Origin of the sequence: Pyxidicoccus fallax (assembly GCF_012933655.1) — a bacterium.
Classification (GTDB): domain Bacteria; phylum Myxococcota; class Myxococcia; order Myxococcales; family Myxococcaceae; genus Myxococcus; species Myxococcus fallax.
The window spans coordinates 17,940-32,885 of the sequence record NZ_JABBJJ010000123.1; the positions used below are offsets into that span (position 1 = coordinate 17,940).

Here is a 14,946-nt window from a genome sequence, read left to right on the forward strand (position 1 = left end):
CATGAAGGCCAACACCATCCTGCAGACCATCGGCAACACCCCGCACGTGCGCATCAACCGCCTGTTCCCCTCGCGGGTGGAGGTCTGGGCGAAGCTGGAGCGCTCCAACCCGGGTGGCAGCATCAAGGACCGCATCGCCCTGTCGATGATTGAAGACGCCGAGGCCCGCGGCGTGCTCACGAAGGACAGCGTCATCATCGAGCCGACCTCGGGCAACACCGGCATCGGCCTGGCCCTGGTGGCGGCGGTGAAGGGCTATTCGCTCACCCTCGTCATGCCCGAGTCCATGAGCATCGAGCGCCGCCGCCTCATGGCCGCCTACGGCGCGAAGCTGGAGCTCACCCCGCGCGCCCAGGGCATGAAGGGCGCCATCGCCCGCGCGCAGGAGCTGGCGGCCCAGACGCCCAACGCGTGGATTCCGCAGCAGTTCGAGAACAACGCCAACGTGGAGGTCCACAAGCGCACCACCGCGCGCGAAATCCTGGCGGACTTCCCCGAGGGCCTCGACTACCTGATTACCGGCGTGGGCACCGGCGGCCACATCACCGGCGTGGCGGAGGTGCTCAAGGACCGCTTCCCCAAGCTGAAGGTGTTCGCGGTGGAGCCCACGAAGTCCCCCGTGCTCAGCGGCGGCCAGCCGGGCCCGCACCCCATCCAGGGCATCGGCGCCGGCTTCGTCCCGAAGATTCTTCGCACCGACGTGCTCGACGGCATCATCCAGGTTCCCGAGGAGGAGGCCTTCGACTTCGCGCGCCGCGCCGCGAAGGAGGAGGGCATCTTCCTCGGCATCTCCTCGGGCGCCTCGCTCGCCGCCGTGCAGCGCAAGCTGGGCGAGATTCCCGACGGCAGCCGCGTGCTCACGTTCAACTACGACACCGGCGAGCGCTACCTCTCCATCGAGACGCTCTTCGTCTGACATTGAAGTTTGACGCAGACATGTGACGCGCCCGGGCACGCCTCCCGGGTGCGCGGCCACCCGGTGGAATAATTACCTCAAGACCGCAAAAACGTGACAAACGGGACATATTGGCTTTTCACATAAAGTGTGTATTCCTTCGCTGCGAGTCACCGCTCGCATTCACGGCGGGCGGACCACCCCGCAGCGCAGGAGCACGACATGTCCTCAGGTCTCTACCGAAGGCGTCTGTTTCACGCGGTGTTCGTGATGGGGGCCCTCACGGGCCCAGCGGCGCTGGCCGCCGCGGAGGACGGCCACGAGGGCCGTAACTACGACGCGCGCGACGCGTACAACGCGCAGGCGCGCTTCGGCTTCTCGGTGTCGCAGCGGGCGTCCGTCGCGGCGCTGCGCCAGAGCATCCCGGACCTGCTCGTGGAGGTGGACGAGTCGCGCGGCGTGGTGCGCTCTCTCACCAACCCCGTGGGCGCGCTGACCGGCCCGAGCAGCGGTGACCCGCTGGCCATCGGCCTGGACTTCGTCCAGAAGCACCACGAGGCGCTCGGCCTGGAGCTGCGTGACCTGACCCAGCTCGAGGTGACGGACCGCGTCTACTCGCGCGACACGGGCATCACCAACATCTACCTGCGCCAGACGCACAAGGGGCTGCCCGTCTACAACGCGCAGCTGCAGCTCAACGTGGACGCGGAAGGCCGCATCCTCGGCGTGCACAGCGACTTCCTCTCGTCGCTGGACACGTCGCTGGCCAGCGTGGAGCCGCGCCTGGGCGCGGGCGAGGCGGTGGCCGGCCTCGCGAAGCACCTGGGTGTTGAGCTGCGGGGCACGCCCCGGGCGCTGAAGCCCGAGGCGAGCGTGAGCAAGCGCACCCGCGTGGAGGTGGAGGGCCTGTCGACCGAGCCCATCGACGCGGAGCTGGTGGTGGTGCCGGTGCGCCGCGGCGAGGCGCGCCTCGCCTGGCGCTTCCAGGTCCACACCCCGGACCTGCAGCACGACTACGACGTGACGGTGGACGCGAACACCGGCGAGGTGTGGACGCGCTTCGACTGGGTGGCCTCGGACTCGTACAAGGTCTACCCGGTGCCCGTGGAGAGCCCCAACCACACCTCTCCGCTGCCGCCCTCGGACGGCCGCGTGACGGTGACCAACCCCGCCAACTCGCTGGCCTCGCCCTACGGCTGGCATGACACCAACGGCGTGGCCGGCGCCGAGTACCAGATTCCGCGCGGCAACAACGTCCACGCGTACGAGGACCGCGACGCCAACAACGCGCCGCCCGCGTCCGAGCCGAGCTGCGGCGCCACGCTCAACTGCGTCTTCGCCATCAACCTCACGGCCGCGCCGTCCACGTACATCCCGGCGGCCGTCACCAACCTGTTCTACTGGAACAACATCATCCACGACGTCACGTACCAGTACGGGTTCAACGAGGCGGGCGGCAACTTCCAGGTGAACAACTACGGCCGCGGCGGCGCGGGCAACGACTACGTGCGCGCCGAGGCGCAGGACGGCGGCGGCAGCAACAACGCCAACTTCTCCACCCCGCCGGACGGCTCGCCCCCGCGCATGCAGATGTACATCTGGACGGCGCCCACGCCGGACAAGGACGGAGACCTGGACTCGGGCATCATCGTCCACGAGTACGGCCACGGCATCTCCAACCGCCTCGTCGGCGGCCCGAGCAACGTGTCCTGCCTCTCCAACCGGCAGCAGCCGGGCGAGGGCATCAGCGACTTCTTCTCGCTGTGGTTCACCGCCCGCCCCACGGACACCGCCACCCAGGGCCGCGGCGTGGGCACGTACGCGCTGAACCAGCCCACCACCGGCGTGGGCATCCGCACCCAGCGCTACAGCACGGACCCGGCCGTCAACACGTGGACCTACGCCAGCATCAACGGCATGGCCGTCCCGCACGGCGTGGGCTCCGTGTTCACCCAGGCGATGTGGGAGGCGTACTGGGGGCTCGTGGGCCAGTACGGCTTCAGCGCCGACCTGTACAACGCGGCGGGCACCGCGGGTAACCAGCGCTTCATGCGCTACTTCATCCAGGGCATGAAGAACACGCCGTGCAGCCCCACCTTCACCCAGGTGCGTGACGGCATCATCCAGGCCGCCACCTCCATCAACGCCGGCGCGGACGTCTGCCGCCTGTGGCGGTCGTTCGCCGCCTTCGGCCTCGGCACCGACGCCGTCTCCGGCGGCTCCGCCAGCACCACGCCGACCAACGGCTTCGCGGTGCCCAGCGGCTGCTGACCTGCCTCCGGCACCCCGTAGCACCTGACGGGTGACCGGCTCCGGGCCGGGTGGCTTCCCCAGGGGAGCCGCCCGGCCCTTCGTTTTTCAACCGCCCCGCGCGCTACTTGCGCGGCCGCATCCGGAACGCCACGAACGAGCCCACGTCATTGAAGGCGAAGTACGGGTTCTTCTGGCGCACCTCGCCCATGGACGTCACCGGCACGTCCCCGTAGTCATGCCCCGGCCACAGCTTCGCGGTGTCCGGCACCTTCAGCAGCACCTGCGACAGCGAGCGGTACATGTCCTCCGGGTTGCCGCCCTGCATGTCGCACCGGCCGCAGCCGTTGATGAACACGGTGTCCCCGGACACCAGCGCGTCGCCGGCCAGGAGGCAGTGCGAGCCCGGCGTGTGCCCCGGCGTGTGCAGCGCCTGGAAGGACTCCTGACCCACCTTCACCACGTCCCCCGGCCCCACCGGCCTGAGCGCGCCGCCCAATTCGCGCAGCTCCGCGGAGAACTGGACCTCCTCGCGCTGCGCGTACACGGGGATGTCGTGGCGCGACAGCAAATCCGGCAGCCCGTTGATGTGGTCGAAGTGGCAGTGCGACACGAAGGCGCCGACCAGCCGCTTGCCCTCCGCCTTCACCGCCTCCTGGATGGCGTCCACGTCCCAGGCGGGGTCCACCACCAGCACCTCGTCCGAGTGCGCCGGCCCCACGAGGTACACGAAGTTGTCCATGGGCCCGAGCTTGAGCTGCCGTACATACGGAGTCCGCATCCGCCGATTCCTCCCGTGACTGTCCCCCCACTCTAACGGGCGGGACTTGCCGTGGCGGCGGGCTTCCCACTTGAATACGCCCCTCCCCCGCCCCCGAGGAGGTCCGCGCCTTGAAGTCCCCGCTGCCGTTGCTCGTCTGCACCCTGCTCGCCAGCACGAGCGTCGCCGCGAAGGAGCGCCCCACCTTCCGCTACACCGCCCCCCCGGATGGCGAGCGGCCCGTCATCGTCGACGCCACGCTCGGCCCCCAGGGCAGCGACTTCGCCATGCGCCTGCGCTTCGACCGGGAGCCCTGGGGAGAGAGCTGCAAGACGCGCTGCGCCAACGCCACCCTCCTGCTCGACACCGACTCGAGCAAGCAGACGGGCCTCCAACTGCCGAACAAGGCCGCGGCCAACGGGGCGGACCTGGCCATCATCATCCAGGGTGTGCGCGAGTACACCGAGGAGGAGGGCGCGCCCCCGAAGACCTGGCTGCGCGTGAAGGTGCGCCTGCTGGCCAACGACGCGCGCTCCGTGGATGACGGCGAGCTGATCGCCGAGTTCAACCACCGCCAGGACACCGAGCGGCTCCACGTGGACGAGAAGACCGTGTACCTCCTCGTGGACGCCACCAGCCCCGCCCTCCCTTCCGCCCGCAAGATGCGCGTCGTCTACCAGCCGCCGGGCGCCAAGGCCGTCCAGGCCACCCTCCCCGGGATGATCGGCGGCGCCGGAAACCGGGGCGTCCGCATCTTCAAGGGCGGCAGCTGGGGCCGCGCCCGTGACGCCGACCCCGGCCGGGGCAAGGCGTCCAACGACAACGGGTAGTCCGCTCGCACCCGTACCCACCGTCCCGTCCTCACAGCGGCCAGCCAGGCCCACAACCTCGGAATTTCGCGGGGTTGGCGGGATGTTCATCTGGAGCGCAGAACTGGACGGACGTATAGGTGGGAGTCCTCCGAGAGTGCGCAAACCCCCGAATTCGTTCCCAATGTCAGGGGGCCATGGTAGTCCCGGCGCCCTGTTACATACCTCCGGACCCGGTAGTGAGTGAGGAGTGCGCGGGCCGCGCGCCGCGTTCGGGTACGAGGCGTTCTCACCTGGATTGATGACCATGCTCGCAGAAGCCGAAACGAAGACGCGAAAGAAGCAGGGAGGCTCGGGCGGAGGTGGCGGCGGTGGCGCCGCCGCAGGCGGTGGAGGTGGAGAGAGCTCCGTCCCGGCATCCCTCGCTGACGAGGCGCGCCGCCGGTACATCAACTACGCCCTGTCCGTCATCACCTCGCGCGCCCTGCCGGACGTGCGAGACGGCCTCAAGCCCGTGCAGCGCCGCATCCTGTACGGCATGTGGAACGACCTGAACCTGTCGTTCGACTCCAAGTACCAGAAGTGCGCCCAGGTCGTCGGCGCCATCATGGGCCGCTACCACCCGCACGGCGACGCGTCCATCTACGACGCCCTCGTGCGCATGGCGCAGGACTTCTCGCTGCGCTACCCGCTGGTGGACGGCCACGGCAACTTCGGCTCGCTGGACGGCGACGCCGCGGCGGCCTACCGCTACACCGAGTGCCGCCTGGAGAAGCTCGCCACCGAGCTCTTGTCGGAGCTGGACAGCAAGACGGTGGACTTCCGGCCCACCTACGACGGCACCCGCAACGAGCCCATCATCATCCCCTCGCGCGTGCCGCAGTTGCTGATGAACGGCACCACCGGCATCGCCGTGGGCATGGCCACCAACATCCCCCCGCATCACCTGGGGGAGCTGGTGGACGCGCTGGTGGCGCTCATTGAAAACCCGCAGCTGCTCACCAAGGACCTGCTCAAGTGGGTCAAGGGGCCGGACTTCCCCACCGGCGGGCAGATCCTCAACGACAAGAAGGAGCTGCGCGAAATCTACGAGACGGGCCAGGGCAGCGTCCGCATCCGTGGCGAGTGGGACACGGAGGAACTCAAGCGGGGTGGCCAGCAGATCATCATCACCTCCATCCCCTACACGGTGAACAAGTCCACCCTCGTCGCCAAGATTGGCGACCTGGTGCGCGACCGGAAGCTGCCGCTCATCACCGACGTGCGCGACGAGTCCACCAAGGACGTGCGCATCGTCCTGGAGCTGAAGAAGGACGCCAACGCCGAGCTGGTGATGGCGTACCTCTACAAGCACACCCCGCTGCAGACGAACTTCGGCGTCAACCTCACCTGCCTCGTGCCCAGCGAGGACAACCCCGAGGTGGGCACGCCGCGCCGGCTGGACCTCAAGAGCATCCTCCAGTACTTCCTCGACTTCCGCTTCGAGGTCGTCACCCGCCGCTTCCAGCACGAGCTGGGCGAGCTGCAGAAGCGCGTCCACATCCTCGAGGGCTTCGAGAAGGCCTACGACGCGCTCGACGAAATCATCCGCATCATCCGTCAGTCCGAGGGCAAGCAGGACGCCGCCAAGAAGCTCATGGCGCGCTTCAAGATGGATGAAATCCAGGTGGACGCCATCCTGGAGATGAAGCTGTACAAGCTGGCCCGCCTTGAGATTCTCGTCGTCGAGAAGGAGCTCAAGGAGAAGCGCGCGGAAATCAAGCGCATCGAGGGCATCCTCAAGGACAAGAAGAAGGTCTGGGGCACCGTCCGGGACGAGCTCGGGCAGATCAAGGCCGCGTACAACGACAAGCGCCGCACCCGCATCGGTGGCGCCGGCTCGGAAGAGGTCGAGTTCAGCGCCGACGCCTTCATCGCGGACGAGGACGCCCACGTGGTGCTCACCCGCGACGGGTGGATCAAGCGCGTGCGCGAGGTGAAGGACCCGGCCTCCACGCGTCTGCGCGAGGGCGACGCCGTGATGACGGTGCTGGCCGGCAGCCTGAAGGCCAACCTGGTGCTGTTCAGCAACTTCGGCACCGCGTACGTCACGCGCTTCAACGACGTGCCCGCCTCCACGGGCTACGGCGAGCCGGTGCAGAAGTTCTTCAAGTTCGACGACGGCGAGCGCGTGGTCGCCGCCCTGTCGCTGGACGCGCGGCTGCACCGCCCGGAGAAGCTGCTGGGCGTCACCAAGCACGGCCTGGGCATGCGCTTCCTGCTGGAGCCGCACCTGGAGGTCTCCACCCGCGCCGGCCGTCGCTACGCGAAGACGGGCGAGGGCGACGAAATCATCGGCGTGCAGCCGGTGGGCGAGAAGGACCTCGTCGCGGTGCTGTCGAAGAAGACCAACGCCCTGGTGTGCAAGGTCGCGGAGGTCAACGAGCTGGCGGGCCCGGGCAAGGGCGTCACCGTCATCAAGCTGGACGAGGGCGACCAGGTGGTCGAGTTCCTCGCCGTCCCGCCGAGCAACAAGGACGCGAAGCTGGAGTTCGAGACGCAGAAGGGCCGCAAGCTGCACCTGTCCCCGGCGAAGTACGAGGTGACGGGACGTGGCGGCAAGGGCCACGAGATGTCCAAGAAGGACGCGGTCGAGGACGTGGTGCGGCCCATCGTCTTCATCCCGCTGCCGGAGAAGAAGGAGTAGCCAGAGGACGCCATGGCGACGAAGAAGGAAAGCTACACAGGCGCGGACATCCAGGTCCTCGAGGGCCTGGAGCCGGTGCGCAAGCGCCCGGCGATGTACATCGGCGGCACCGACAGCACGGGGTATCACCACCTGCTGTGGGAAATCCTCGACAACTCGGTGGACGAGGTCATCAACGGCTTCGCGACCACCGTCGAGGTGACGCTCCACAAGGATGGGCGCAGCATCACCGTGGTGGACAACGGGCGCGGCATCCCCGTGGACATCATGCCCAAGCACAAGAAGCCGGCCGTGGAGGTCATCCTCACGACGCTGCACGCGGGCGGCAAGTTCGAGCAGGGCAACTACATCCACTCGGGCGGTCTGCACGGCGTGGGCAGCTCGGTGGTGAACGCGCTGGCGCGCAAGCTCGTCATTGAAATCAAGCGCGACGGCAAGAAGCACGTGCAGACGTACGGGCGCGGCAAGGCCACCAGCGCGCTGAAGGTGGAGGGCCCCGCGCGCGGCACGGGCACGTCCGTCACCTTCGAGCCGGACCCGGAGATTTTCGGCGAGAAGCTGAAGTTCGACGCGGAGCTGGTGCGCGAGCGGCTGGAGGCCAAGAGCTACCTGCACAAGGGCATGACGGTCGTCTGGAAGGACGAGACGGCCACGCCCCACACCTCGGTGACGTACAAGCACGACGGCGGCATCGCCGAGTACCTCACCAAGGTGGTGTCGGAGCGCAACAAGCCGCTGGTGCCGCCGGGCAGCGCGACGTTCTACCACTCGCGTGACAACGGGGTGCGGCTGGAGGCCTCGCTGGCCTGGACGGAGGCCACGGACGAGCACATCCGCTCGTACGTCAACGGCATCCCCACCAACCTGGGCGGCACGCACGAGGCGGGCCTGCGCAGCGCCGTCGTGAAGGCGGTGCGCAACTACATCGACACGCACGACCTGACGCCCAAGGGCGTGACGCTCACCGCGGAGGACATCCGCGAGGGCATGGTGGCGATTCTGTCCACGTACGTGGTGGAGCCGCAGTTCCAGGGCCAGACGAAGGGGCGCCTCAACAACCCCGAAGTGACGGCCCAGGTGGACGGCGTGCTGCGCCCCGCGCTGGAGAAGTGGCTCAACGACAACAAGTCCATCGCCGAGGCGGTGGTGGCCCGCATCATCCTGGCCGCGCGGGCGCGCGAGGCCAGCCGGGCCGCGTCCCAGGCGGTCAGCCGCAAGACGGCCGTCAGCCACCGGCTCAACCTGCCGGGCAAGCTGGCGGACTGCTCCTCGACCGACCCGGGGCTGAGCGAGCTGTTCATCGTGGAAGGTGACTCCGCAGGCGGCACCGCGAAGCAGGGACGCGACCGGCGCACCCAGGCCATCCTCCCGCTGCGCGGCAAGGTGCTCAACGCGGAGCAGGCGTCCACGGACAAGGTGGCGACGAACAAGGAGCTACAGGACATCGTCTCCGCGCTGGGCTGCGGCATCGGCTCGGACTTCGACCTGTCCAAGCTGCGCTACGGCCGCGTCTTCCTGCTGATGGACGCGGACAGCGACGGTCACCACATCGCCACGCTGCTCCTGACGTTCTTCTACCGGCACCTGCGCCCCCTCATCGACAAGGGCGCCATCCACATCGCCCAGCCGCCCCTCTACCGGGTGGACATCGGCAAGGAGACGTACTGGGCGCTGGACGAGGCGGACCGGGACCGCATCATCCGCGAGAAGACCAAGGGCAACGCCAAGCCCAACATCATGCGTTTCAAGGGTCTGGGCGAGATGACGGCGGACGAGCTGAAGCAGACGACGCTCGACCCGAAGAACCGGATGAGCCTGCGCGTCACCATCGACAACCCCATCGACACGGACCGGCTCATCAACGACCTGATGGGCAAGGACGTGAGCTCGCGCTTCAAGTTCATCATGGAGCGCGCGGGCGAGGTCCAGGACCTGGACGTCTAGCCCCCCCTGCCCCACCGGAAGTGGACCCGTGCCCCCCTGGCGCGGGTCCCTTCCACCCCGGTGGGTGCTTTCCTGCGGGGGCGGGACTTGTGAGAGAGCCCCCCTGCTCGGATAGCATCCGCCGCCGTGAACTCGTTCCGCCGAATCGCCCTGCTTCTCGCGCTGCTGCTGGCCGTCCTTCCCGCGCACGCGCAGACCACCCGCAAGAAGGCCACCCGCAAGAAGGCGGCCGTCACCAAGGTGGTGAAGAAGAAGCGGCCCATCAAGAAGAAGAAGGCGCCGGCCGCGGAGGAGACACAGACGGCGGACACGGGAGAGACCACCCCTCCCGAGCCCATGGTCTTCGGCGAGCCGGACTCCAATCCGCAGCCCGCCGAGACGCCGGTGACGCCGCTGGAGAAGCCCACCCCGCCCGCCGTGGCGAAGCCGGTGCAGCCGGCGCCCCTGACGACGCCCACGCTGGCGACGCAGGCTCCGGCGTCCGAGGTGACGGCGTCCGGCCCGGTGGCCCTGTTCGCGGTGGCGCGCGTGCCCAACGCGGAGAACGCGGCGGTGAAGCTGGAGGGCGAGCTCCTGGGGCACCTGCGCGCGCGCGGCGACGTGACGCTGGTGGACCTGGGGGCAGCCTTCCCGCCGCCGGCGCCCGGCTCGCTGGCGCGCGCGGACGGCCTCTTCGAGGAGGGCCGCACCGCATATGACAACCTGGACCCCGAGGCCGCGGAGGCGAAGTTCCTCGCGGCGGCGGAGGCCTATACCCAGTCCCCGGCGGAGCTGAACCCCGGGCGGCTGGCGCAGACGTACGTCTTCCTGGGCGCCTCGCGGCACCTCAACGGCAAGGTGGACGAAGCGAAGGCGGCCTTCATGCTGGCGGTGGAGGCGGACCGGTCCACCCGCCCGGACACCACGCTCTTCAGCCAGGAGGTGTCCACGCTGTTCGAGGAGGCCCGCGCCGCGGTGGCCGCCCGCCCCGTGGGCACGCTGGTGGTGCAGTCCCAGCCGGCCGGCGCCCGGGTGACGGTGAATGGCCGCGAGCTGGGCGTCACCCCGCTCAAGGGCGTGGAGCTGCCCGCCGGCCACCACCCCGTGGTGGTGTCGCTGCCCGGCTACGCGCCCTTCGCCGCGTACACCCAGGTGAAGTCCACCGCGAGCGCCGAGGTGAAGGCGGAGCTGGAGCCCACCCCGGGCCTGGCCGCCATCCGCGACGCCGCCGCCACCGCCGCCACCGAGCGCGCCTTCGACCAGGACGTGGCGCCGGCCGAGGCGCGCGCCATCGGCGAGCGGCTGGGCGCCCGGTACGTGGTGCTGGCCGCGGTGTGGCGCAACAAGAAGGGCCACGCCGAGGCGGAGCTGCAGGCGTGGGATTTGCGCTCCAAGGCGAAGCTGCGCGGCGTGGAAATCGAGCTGACGAAGGACAGCCGGCACGGTCCGGCCGCCGCCGCGGACCAGGTGCGCGGCTTCGTCAACGGCGCCGCGGCGCCCCGCGTCGCCCAGAGCGGCCGCTCGGGTGACTCGCTCATCAAGCGGCCCTGGTTCTGGGCGGTGGTGGGCGGCGCGGCGGCGGTGACGGCCGGCGCCATCTACGTGGCCACGACGCCGGACAAGGGCCGCGGCTTCAACCCGGTGTCCGGTGGCGTCGGGTTCTGAGGCGCCGCGTTTGAATGCACGGCGGCTCCCCCGCGTCGCCCTGCCCTGAGGTTTCCCCATGAAAGCGCTCGTCCTCGCCCTCCTCCCCGCGCTGGCCCTGGCGGCCCCCCCGCCGGCGCGGCGCGTCTCCAGCCTCGTGGTGCCCATGGACCCGGCCTCGGAGGCCAGCAGCGTCCGGATGGAGGGCTACATGAACGAGGCCCTGCAGCACTTCGAAGGCTTCGCCGTGCGCAAGCCCGAGGAGCTCTTCGGCCTGCCCGAGGACACGGCGGCCAAGGCGTCGCTGGACCGCGGGCGCAAGGGCTACTCGGAGAGCGTCGCCGCGTACGACAAGAAGGAGTACGAGGAGGCGGAGAAGAAGGTGCGCGCCGCCCTCAAGGAGCTGGAGTCCGCGGCGGGCGCCATGCGCGGGTGCTCGCCCCTGTGCGAGTCGCTGGCCCTCTACGCCGCGCTGCTGCACCTGCGCGGGGACGTGGAGGAGGCGAAGCTGGCGCTGATGGACCTCATCGCGCTCAACCCCACCTTCGAGCTGGACCCCAAGCGCTTCAGCCGCGAGTTCATCGGCCTGCGCGTGCAGGTGGCCACCGGCCGCACCGCGCAGCTGCGCGGCGGCGCCACGGTGAAGTCCCGGCCCGCGGGCGCGCGCGTCTTCGTGGACGGGGAGCTGGTGGGCTACACGCCGATGACGCTGCCCGCGCTGGCCATCGGCAAGCACCTGGTGCGGCTGGAGCGCCCCGGCTTCCGCCAGCACGGGCTGCTCCTGGAGGTGACGCCGGACGACGTGGAGTCGAGCACGGACCTGGTGCCCACCGCCGCGTACAAGGCCTATGACGCGCAGCTGGACAGGGTGGCCGGCGAGGTCATCCGCGCGGGCTCGAAGTCCTCCGGGGTGACGGCCATGGGCCAGTCGCTGGGCCTGGACCGGGCCGTGGTGGGCACGGTGAAGGCGGTGGAGGACGGCTCGGAGCTGCACCTGGGTTACTACGACATCAAGAGCGGCAGGAGGCTGGGCGGCCGCCGCGTGGTGCTCCAGGGCGACGAGTTCGGCCAGCTGAAGCAGGAGATGGAGCGCATGGTGAACCAGCTGGTGAACGCGAGCGGCGAGAAGGTGTCGCGCAGCTCGGACCCGCTGGACAACCGCGGCGGCACCGAGGACTGGAGCGCCGAGGACCGCGGCGGCCGTACCAAGGCGTCGGAGAAGAAGGCGAAAACGGACGACCCGCTGGACTCGGTGTCCGGAACCGAGGATTGGTGACCCAAGGCGCTTGTCCCGGGGCGCTCGGCGCCTAGAGTCCCGGGGCGTATGCGCCTCTTCGCCCTCCTGCTCCTCCCCTCCCTCGCGCTCGCCCAGACGGGCGCCGTCGTCCAGTCGCCGGTGCCCTCGCGAGGCGTGACGCTGCCTCCCACCAGCGCGGCCCTGGTGGACGAGGCCACCGCCCTCTCCCTCAACCCCGCGGGCCTGGGCTACCTGGATGGCAGCCAGCTCTTCTACCTGCACGAGCGCAACCTCGCGCGCGACGGCGTGGGGGACGGCGTCTTCCTGGCCACGCGCTTCCTGGGCCTGGGCCTGGGCGGGTCCATGGAGTGGATTCGCGGCCGCGGCGAGCCGGACTACCGCAAGACGTCGCTGGGCCTGTCGCTGGGCTCGCGCACGCTGCAATTGGGCGGCGCGTGGCATGCCTTCAGCTCGGACGACGGCGACGTGGATGATTTGTCCAGCTTCGACCTGGGCCTCACCGCGCGGCCGGCGCGCGCGCTGTCGCTGGCGGCGGTGGTGCGCGACCTCAACGCCCCCAACGAGGGCGCCGCGGAGCTGAAGCGCAAGTACAACCTGGGCCTGGGCGTCCGGCCACTGGACGAGCGCTACACGCTGGGCGTGGACTGGCTCTTCCAGGAGGGGGACTTCCGGGGCGGGCAGGCCACGTACACGCTCAACGCGGAGGTGATTCCGGGCCTGCGGCTGGGCGCGGGCGTGTCCCACGGCTTCACGGACGGGGTGCCGCTGGCGCTGCAGCTGGGGGTGACGGTGGACACGTCGCGCGTGGGCCTCACCTACGCGCTGGGCGGCGCCGAGGACGGCACGGACCACGTGGTGGCGCTGCGCCTGTCCAGCGAGGCCTACCGCGCCCTGCGCCCGCCCGGCGGCGTGGTGACGATGCTGGACCTCAACGATTTGCTGGCCGGTGGCACCAGCCCGCTGCTGGCGCTGCTGGGCACGAGCGGCACGGACCCCTATCTGCGCTTGTCGCGCTGGCTGGAGCTGGCCGCGAAGGACGAGCGGCTGTCGGGCGTGGTGCTGAAGATGGAGGGCCTGCCCGGGGTGAGCTGGGGCAAGGCGGAGGAGCTGCGGCGCTCGGTGCTGAAGCTGCGCGCGTCCGGCAAGCGGGTGATGGCGGTGCTGCTGGCGGCGGATGACCGGGGCTACTTCGTGGCCACCGCGGCGGACCGCATCTACGCGGTGCCGGAGGCGATGCTGCCCATCAACGGCCTGTCGGCGCATCTCCAGACGCTGGGCGGGACGATGCAGAAGCTGGGCGTGCACTGGGACGTGGCGCGCGTGGGCCAGTACAAGTCCGCCCCGGAGCAGGTGGCCAGCGTGGCGCCCAGCGAGCCGTGGCGCGAGTCGGTGAACGCGTACCTCGACACGCAGGTGGCCTGGTACACGAAGGGCGTGTCGGAGGCGCGCAAGCACCCGCCGGAGAAGCTGCGGGAGCTGTGGGCCACGGGCCAGGTCATCGCGAAGCGGGCGCACGAGCTGGGCTTCCTGGACGGCGTCATCCTCCCCACGGAGCTGGACGCGAAGGTGCACGAGCTGGTGCCGGGGGGCCGCTTCAGGACCACCTACGCGCCCCGGGACGAGCGCGAGGGGAGATGGGGCCAGCGGCGCCGCGTCGCGGTGGTGCCGGTGATTGGCACCATCGCCGGGGGCCGCAGCCGCGAGGACCCGCTGGGCTTCAGCCAGATTGCCGGCGCGGAGACTGTCGTGCGCGCGCTGGAGCGGGCCGAGAGAGACCCGTCCGTGGTGGCCATCGTGCTGCGCGTGGACTCGGGCGGCGGCGAGGTGCTGGCCTCGCACGTGATGTACCAGGCGGTGCTGGAGGCGGCGAAACACAAGCCCGTCATCGCCTCCATGGGGGACTACGCGGCGTCCGGCGGCTACTACGCCGCCATGGGCGCGCACGAAGTCTATGCCCTGCCCCCCACCATCACCGGCAGCATCGGCGTCTACTACATCAAGCCGGCGCTCCAGGGCCTCCTGGGGGAGAAGCTCGGCGTCCACCAGGAGAGCATCCTCAAGGCGCCGCTGGCGGACCTGTTCGACACGTGGCGCCCGTGGACGCCCGAGGAGCAGACGGCGGTGCAGGCGTGGGTGGAGGCCTCGTACGACATCTTCATCACCGAGGTGGCCGCGCGGCGGAAGCTGGACAAGGCCCGGGTGGACGCGATTGCGCGGGGCCGGGTGTGGAGCGGCGAGGACGCCATGGCGCGCGGGCTGGTGGACCGGATGGGCGGCCTGCAGGACGCGGTGGACGCCGCGCGCACGCGGGCCGGGGTGTCCCCGGACGAGGATTTGGACGTGGTGGTGATGGGCGAGGCGCGGGGCTTCTTCTCCTCCCTGGGCGGGGAGCCGGGCGTGCGCGCGGCGCTCGCCCTGCTGCCCGAGCCTCCGCCCGCCTTCCCCGAGCCCCTGCGGGCCCTGGCGCGCCAGGCGGGGTTGAACCTGGAGCTGCTGCGACCGGGGGTGAAGGCGATGATGCCCTTCCAGCTCACCGTGGAGTGAGGTCCACCGTCCAACAGGGGGTGAAAAAACCGGGGGCGCCGCCCCGGGGCTCTGTTAGTGTTGCCCATGCACCCCGGACGGCCACCGGGCCGCCAGGGTGCTTCAGGGACCGGCGGTTTCGGCCTGCTCGTACCAAGGCCCCGCGTCCGGCACCCTGTCCCACAGCCTGAGTCACCC

At 70.1% G+C, this 14,946-nt stretch carries 9 protein-coding genes; 8 read left to right on the top strand and 1 reads right to left on the bottom strand.

Features of this window, described 5'->3' with window-relative positions; translation table 11 throughout:
- The first annotated feature begins 1 nt into the window (after window position 1).
- Window positions 2-916: a cysteine synthase A gene (gene cysK / locus HG543_RS25080; protein WP_169347379.1), complete on the top strand. Its 915-nt coding sequence runs from the start codon at window positions 2-4 to the stop codon at window positions 914-916.
- A 201-nt stretch (window positions 917-1,117) separates the two neighbouring features.
- Window positions 1,118-3,166 (top strand): M36 family metallopeptidase, encoded by a 2,049-nt coding sequence (locus HG543_RS25085; protein WP_246357275.1) that lies wholly within the window; start codon window positions 1,118-1,120, stop codon window positions 3,164-3,166.
- A gap of 103 nt (window positions 3,167-3,269) precedes the next feature.
- Here the strand turns inward: HG543_RS25085 and HG543_RS25090 are convergent, their stop codons facing one another.
- The gene (locus HG543_RS25090) at window positions 3,270-3,926 is read right to left on the bottom strand and encodes an MBL fold metallo-hydrolase (RefSeq protein WP_169347380.1); all 657 of its coding nucleotides are present in this window, start codon (window positions 3,924-3,926) and stop codon (window positions 3,270-3,272) included.
- A gap of 110 nt (window positions 3,927-4,036) precedes the next feature.
- On the opposite strand from HG543_RS25090, the gene HG543_RS25095 reads away from it, so the two are divergent.
- The 6 genes from HG543_RS25095 (at window position 4,037) to sppA (ending at window position 14,769) form a co-directional block, all read left to right on the top strand.
- Entirely contained in the window at window positions 4,037-4,735 is a 699-nt protein-coding gene (locus HG543_RS25095; protein ID WP_169347381.1) for a hypothetical protein, read from the top strand.
- Window positions 4,736-5,021: 286 nt separating this feature from the next.
- Window positions 5,022-7,400, top strand: coding sequence for a DNA gyrase/topoisomerase IV subunit A (locus HG543_RS25100; protein WP_171818016.1), 2,379 nt, complete (start codon window positions 5,022-5,024; stop codon window positions 7,398-7,400).
- A gap of 12 nt (window positions 7,401-7,412) precedes the next feature.
- Window positions 7,413-9,344: a DNA gyrase/topoisomerase IV subunit B gene (locus HG543_RS25105; RefSeq protein WP_169347383.1), complete on the top strand. Its 1,932-nt coding sequence runs from the start codon at window positions 7,413-7,415 to the stop codon at window positions 9,342-9,344.
- Between the two features lie 126 nt (window positions 9,345-9,470).
- On the top strand, window positions 9,471-10,988 hold the full coding sequence (locus HG543_RS25110; protein ID WP_343073428.1) for a PEGA domain-containing protein: 1,518 nt from the start codon (window positions 9,471-9,473) through the stop codon (window positions 10,986-10,988).
- Window positions 10,989-11,046: 58 nt separating this feature from the next.
- The gene (locus HG543_RS25115) at window positions 11,047-12,243 is read left to right on the top strand and encodes a PEGA domain-containing protein (protein ID WP_169347384.1); all 1,197 of its coding nucleotides are present in this window, start codon (window positions 11,047-11,049) and stop codon (window positions 12,241-12,243) included.
- Window positions 12,244-12,291: 48 nt separating this feature from the next.
- A complete protein-coding gene (gene sppA / locus HG543_RS25120; protein ID WP_169347385.1) occupies window positions 12,292-14,769 on the top strand; it encodes a signal peptide peptidase SppA in 2,478 nt (825 codons plus the stop codon).
- The last annotated feature ends 177 nt before the right edge of the window (window positions 14,770-14,946 follow it).